The 5,433-nt window shown below is 70.6% G+C and carries 4 protein-coding genes; 1 reads left to right on the forward strand and 3 read right to left on the reverse strand.

Going from position 1 to position 5,433, the window contains the following annotated elements; genetic code table 11:
* Nucleotides 1-209: 209 nt before the first annotated feature.
* Nucleotides 210-2,300: an acyl-CoA dehydrogenase family protein gene (locus I5E_RS03185; protein WP_022905717.1), complete on the reverse strand. Its 2,091-nt coding sequence runs from the start codon at nucleotides 2,298-2,300 to the stop codon at nucleotides 210-212.
* Between the two features lie 214 nt (nucleotides 2,301-2,514).
* Between I5E_RS03185 and I5E_RS03190 the strand changes: the two genes are divergently transcribed.
* Nucleotides 2,515-3,969: a peptide MFS transporter gene (locus tag I5E_RS03190; protein ID WP_031261325.1), complete on the forward strand. Its 1,455-nt coding sequence runs from the start codon at nucleotides 2,515-2,517 to the stop codon at nucleotides 3,967-3,969.
* A gap of 146 nt (nucleotides 3,970-4,115) precedes the next feature.
* Here the strand turns inward: I5E_RS03190 and I5E_RS03200 are convergent, their stop codons facing one another.
* Nucleotides 4,116-4,406 (reverse strand): hypothetical protein, encoded by a 291-nt coding sequence (locus I5E_RS03200; protein WP_022905720.1) that lies wholly within the window; start codon nucleotides 4,404-4,406, stop codon nucleotides 4,116-4,118.
* A gap of 109 nt (nucleotides 4,407-4,515) precedes the next feature.
* Nucleotides 4,516-5,421 carry a glycoside hydrolase family 16 protein gene (locus I5E_RS03205; protein WP_022905721.1) on the reverse strand — a complete coding sequence of 302 codons (906 nt, stop codon included), beginning with the start codon at nucleotides 5,419-5,421 and terminating at the stop codon, nucleotides 4,516-4,518.
* Nucleotides 5,422-5,433 lie beyond the last annotated feature (12 nt).

The following is a 5,433-nucleotide window of genomic DNA, read 5'->3' on the forward strand; positions in this document are numbered from 1 at the left end:
TGCAGCTCATTTCGCATTGGAGGTGTGGCCCGACTTCGAGCTGAGATCCATATCGGTGACAGCGTCGAGGTCGGCGCCTGAAGGCTACGTGTTCGCGCTACGCGGAGTGCGACTGATGGTGGTACCGCCGCCAGAGACCGAACAACACCACCAACCGCGGCACGCTCCCCCGAGTCGCAGCCGCAACCACGGACCCCGAAGAGACGCCCCTAGGCCCGGGGCTTCTTCTCCGGCGCGGGCAGGCGACCCGCTGCGGCCTCGGCGGCGAACCACGCGCGCGCCTCGTCCTGGCGGGCCTGCTCGGCGCCGAGGGCGATCGGCGCCCGAACGTGACCGGGCTCGTAGCCGAACGAGTCGAGCAGCTGCGGGATGACCGGTCGGACCCGGGCCACGAGCCGGTCGATGTACGCCGACACCGCCCGCGCGCGCTGCGCCGTGATGCGGCCGTGCATGAGGTACCAGTCGAGGTGCTGTTCGAGCAGCCCGAGCGCGAACAGGTCGCGGAGCCAGACCAGCACGCGGCGGGTGTCGCCGGGCGGGACCTCGTCGATGGCCTCGGTGAACGCCTCCCACTGCATGAGCTCGGCGTGCGCCTTCGCGGCCTCGATCAGCTCGTGCTGGGACCGGTTCAACAGTCGTGCTGCGCGTGCGCGGTCCTTGCCCGCCGACGCCAGCCGCATGCCGATCTCCGTGACCATCGTGTCGACGCGTCCCGCGAGCAGGTCCCGCTGGGTCGACGCGTCCTGCAGGTCGGTGACGGAGGCGGCGAGGGAGCCGCGGTCGGCGACGGTCTGGCCGAGACGCCGGATGCCCGTGGCGTCGGCGAGCTTCGTGGCCGCCTGGGCCGCGACGAACTTCGCCGTGGAGGCCGCGTCCTTCGGGGCCTTCGCGCGGAAGTCGGTGAGCAGGCGCTTGCCGACGAGCTGGAGCAGGACGGTGTTGTCGCCCTCGAACGTCACGTACACGTCGAGGTCGGCGCGCAGCCCGGTCAGACGGTTCTCGGCGAGGAACCCGGCGCCGCCGCAGGCCTCGCGGCACTCCTGGAGCGTGTCGAGCGCCGACCACGTCGACATCGACTTGAAGGCCGCCGCCTGGGTCTCGAGGTCCTCGCGGCGCTGCGGGGTGTCCTCGCGCCCGCTGAACACGTCGTCGAAGGTCCGCAGGAGCTTCTCGTGGGCGAACGACTGCGCGAACACCGTCGCGAGGCGCGGGATCAGCCGACGCTGGTGCCGGCCGTAGTCGAGCAGGACGCCCTCGGTGCCGTCACCCGTGGGGAACTGGCGCCGCTCGGCCGCGTAGGTCAGCGCGATCTGCAGGCCGATCTTCTGCGCGACCACCGCGGCGCCGTCGAGCGACACGCGGCCCTGCACGAGGGTGCCGAGCATGGTGAAGAACCGGCGACCGGGGGAGGCGATCGGCGAGGAGTAGGTGCCGTCCGCGGCGACGTCGCCGTAGCGGTTGAGCAGGTTCGTCCGGGGGACCCGGACGTGGTCGAAGTGCAGGCGGCCGTTGTCGATGCCGTTCAGGCCGCCCTTGTAGCCGTCGTCCTCGCCGCCGACGCCGGGCAGGAACGCGCCGTCGGCGTCACGGAGCGGCACGTAGAACGCGTGGACGCCGTGGTCGACGCCCTTCGTCACGAGCTTCGCGAAGACGACCGCCGCCTTGCCGTGCAGGGCGGCGTTGCCGATGTAGTCCTTCCACGCACCGCGGAACGGCGTGTGGATCTCGAACTCCTCGGTGTCCGGGTCGTACGTGGCCCGCGTGGCGATGCTCTGGACGTCCGACCCGTGTCCGGTCTCGGTCATCGCGAAGCACCCGGGCACCTCGAACGAGACGATGCCGGGCAGGAACTCGCGGTGGTTCCGCTCGGTCCCGAGGTGGTGGACCGCGGAGCCGAACAGCCCCCACTGCACACCGGCCTTGATCTGCATCGAGGGATCCGCCGTCGTGAGCTCCTCGAACGCTGCGAGGTTCCCGCCGTGGTTGCTCGAGCCGCCGAACTCCTCGGGGTAGGGGCGCTGGATCGCACCCGCGTCGACGAGGATCCGGAGCTGGTCGAGCGTCCGGGCGCGGGCGTCGGCGTAGGGCATGCCCTCGACCTTGTGCATTGCGGGGTCGAGTGCGAGGCGACGCGAGATGCGGCGGTCCTCGGCCCACCGACCGAGCAGGTGCTCGCCGAGGAGGTCCACGTCGATCCGGACGTCGGTGTCCGTCCCGCCGACGGGGGTGCCCGCTGCGGGGTCGCCCGTGGCGTCGGCCTTCGGCGTGTTCGTGCTGTGGACGGGTGCGGTGTCGACCATGGTCGGAGCCCTCCTGAACTGCTCTGTCCCGTGTTGCAGAACCCACGCTATTGAGCCGACCCGCGAGTCGGGTGAACGCCGTCAGGGCGGCACAACGAGCGGGCCGCTCGTGTCGGGTGCGGTGGTGGGAACCCTCCAAACCACCGGCCGGTGAATTCCTGAGCAGGGCTAGACGATTGTGCGCGACGGTCCCGCCGAGGGCAGACTGTCCGGCATGTCAGGTACCACCACACCCGCACGCCAGCGGACGTTCTTCGGGCAACCGTTCGAGTTGTCGACGCCGTTCGCCGTCGAGCTCTGGGAGCGCTTCTCGTTCTACGGGATGCAGGGCATCGTCCTCATCTACATGTACTACACGCTCTCGCAGGGCGGGCTGGGCATCGACAAGGGCGTCGCCACCGGCATCATGGGCGCCTACGGCGGCGCGGTGTACCTGTTCACGATCATCGGCGCGTGGATCGCCGACCGGCTGCTCGGCGCGGACCGGACGCTCTTCGGCAGCGCGATCGTCGTGATGCTCGGACACATCGCCCTCGCGCTCATCCCGGGGGTGGCGGGCGTCGGCGTCGGCCTCGTGCTCATCGCCCTCGGCTCCGGCGGGCTCAAGGCGACGGCGACCACCATCGTCGGCGGCCTGTACAGCCGTGACGACCCCCGTCGGGACGCCGGCTTCTCGCTCTACTACCTCGGCGTCAACCTCGGCGCGTTCTTCGGGCCGCTCCTGACCGGTCTGCTGCAGAGCTCCCTCGGGTTCCACTACGGCTTCGGTCTCGCCGCCGTGGGCATGGCGGCCGGTCTCGTGCAGTACGCGATCCGACGCCGCAAGCTGCCGGACGCGGTGCGCCACGTCACGAACCCCGTCGACCGCCGTCGGCTCCCGCTCGTCGGCGTGCTCGTCGTCGTGGCGCTCGTGGTGATCGTCGCGGCCGTGCTGACCGGGCTGCTGAACGTCGACAACCTGCCGACCGTGGTCGTCGCCATCGTCATCGTCGCGACCATCGGGTACTTCGTCGTCATCCTCTCCAGCGGGATCACCGCGAAGGAGCGGTCGCGCGTCCTCGCCTTCATCCCGCTCTTCATCGGCAGCGCGGTGTTCTGGTCGCTCTACCAGCAGCAGTTCACCGTCGTGACCGTGTACTCCGACGAACGCCTCGACCGGTCGCTGTTCGGCTGGGAGATGCCCGTCTCGTGGGTGCAGTCGATCAACCCGGTCTTCATCATCGTGCTGTCGGGCGTCTTCGCCGCGATCTGGACGAAGCTCGGCGGCCGGCAGCCCTCCACCCCGACGAAGTTCGCCCTCGGCACCGGCATCATGGGCATCGCGTTCCTGCTCTTCCTGCCGTTCGTCGGCACCGGGCAGAACGGCACGCCGCTGGTCGCCCTCGTCGGGATCCTGCTCGTCTTCACGATCGCCGAGCTCCTGCTCTCCCCGGTCGGGCAGTCCGTGGCCACCAAGCTCGCACCGCCGAAGTTCCAGACGCAGATGGTGGCGCTGTTCTTCCTGTCGGTGTCGCTCGGCACCGCCGTCACGGGCGTGCTGTCGCAGTACTACGACCCGACGAACGAGGCGCCGTACTTCGCGGTCCTCGGCCTCGTCGCCGTCGCGGTCGGGGTCGTCCTGCTCGTGCTCGTCAAGCCGGTGCTGAAGCTCATGCGCGGCATCCGCTAACCTGAGGGCAGCCAGACCGGCCCCGGAACCAAGGAGTCACCAATGCTCGAACTCATCGCAGGCATCATCATCGGCATCGGCGTGCTCGGCGGCGTCGGGACCTGCATGGCCTTCGCGGCCATGATGAAGAGCGGCAACGAGGAGTACTAGCCCTCGGTGTCCGGTGCCGGCTCGACCGGCACCAGCTGACGACTCAGGACGGTCGCGCGCTCGAACGGGCCGCGGCCGTCCTTCGTGTAGACGGGCTCCTCGAACGCGACCGTCCACGTGCGCTGCGTCCCGCCGAGCTGGCTGCCACCGGGGGCCACGACGACGCCGATCGGCTCGTCGGCCCACTGCTCGCCGCCGTGGTCGGTGTCGACGACCCGCACGAGGGCGCCGATGCCGAGACCCGGCTGGTCGTCGGGGCGGGGATTGGGGGAGCGGCGTCCGAACACGCGCCCACCGTACCGCGCCGCTCCCGCCCGCTCCCGGTGGTCGGGTGACGGCCGCGCCGAGCGGTCGTGGGACGGCTGTGCCGAACGATAGTGTGACGCCCGCGCCGGGTCAGTCCCAGATCGAGATCCAGTCGACGGAGACCGTCCCGGCCGCACCCGTCGGGACGGAGCCGTGGTCGGTCCACGTCTCGCCCTGCAGGGTGACCCGCATCGGCGTGGTCGGCACGGCCGTGGTGGTGGAGGAGACGAGCTCGCCGTCCCAGTAGAACCGGACGATGCCGTGGTCCCACTCGGTCGTGGCGACGTGGTACTCGGTGGTGTCCGTCTTCGCGTGCACCTGCACCGAGCGGTCGTACCGCACGTGACGGTTCGCGTACGTGCCCGGGATCGCGGACGCGGGGCGCGGCGATGCCCCGAGCGTGAGTGACTCGGGCCAGTCGATCTCGCCGTCGTTCCACTGGTCGGAGGACGGCCACAGCATGCCGACGAACTTGTACCCGGCCGTGACCGAGGTCTTGTAGCGGATGCTCACGCGGGCGGTGGTGTGCGGGGCGTACCCGTCCGGCATGACGGCCGCGACGAGGGGTCGGCCGTCCTCGGCGTGGAAGTCGAAGTCGAGGTTGCCGTCCGCGACGGAGAGCACCTTGGTGGGGGCGTACGTCCCGAGTCCGCTGGTGTCCTGGAACCCGTCGTAGAAGCCCATGCCGGGGTAGACGGCGGCGACCTGGCCGAGCGCGGCGGGCTTCGTGAAGTCCTCGGCGTACGTCTGGTGCCACGTCCGGCCGTTCGAGGTGACGTCGCCGACGGGGAGCGGGGTCGTGTCCGGAGTGGGCGTCGGCGTCGGGGTGGGCGTCGGCGTCGGCGTCGACGTGGGCGTGGCCGGCGGGGTCGCAGTTGCGGTGGCCGACGCCGTTGTCGACCCCGGCGCCGTCGAGGACGGGACACACGCAGCGAGCGTGCCCACGACGAGGAGCCCGGTGACGATCGCGCCTGCGGTGCGTGTGCGAATGGTCACGGTNCGTCCTGC

It is taken from the genome of Curtobacterium sp. B18, from assembly GCF_000333375.1.
Classification (GTDB): Bacteria; Actinomycetota; Actinomycetes; order Actinomycetales; family Microbacteriaceae; genus Curtobacterium.